The organism is Pseudoduganella buxea, from assembly GCF_009720835.1.
GTDB classification, from domain to species: Bacteria; Pseudomonadota; Gammaproteobacteria; order Burkholderiales; family Burkholderiaceae_D; genus Rugamonas; species Rugamonas buxea.
On the sequence record NZ_WNKZ01000302.1, the window covers coordinates 1 to 280 of the forward strand.

A 280-nucleotide genomic window follows, 5' to 3' on the forward strand; every position below is an offset into this window, starting at 1 on the left:
GGCTAAAACAGTCAGGATGTTGGCTTAGAAGCAGCCATCATTTAAAGAAAGCGTAATAGCTCACTGATCGAGTCGTCCTGCGCGGAAGATGTAACGGGGCTAAGCCAGTCACCGAAGCTGCGGATATTTTTCCTGTGATTTATCACGGGATCGATATGGTAGGAGAGCGTTCTGTAAGCCTGCGAAGGTGTCTTGTAAAGGATGCTGGAGGTATCAGAAGTGCGAATGCTGACATGAGTAGCGATAATGCGGGTGAAAAGCCCGCACGCCGTAAGCCCAA

1 rRNA gene is annotated in these 280 nt (G+C 49.6%); it reads left to right on the top strand.

Features of this window, described 5'->3' with window-relative positions:
* Window positions 1-280 (top strand): 23S ribosomal RNA (locus GM672_RS28005); the annotation flags it as partial.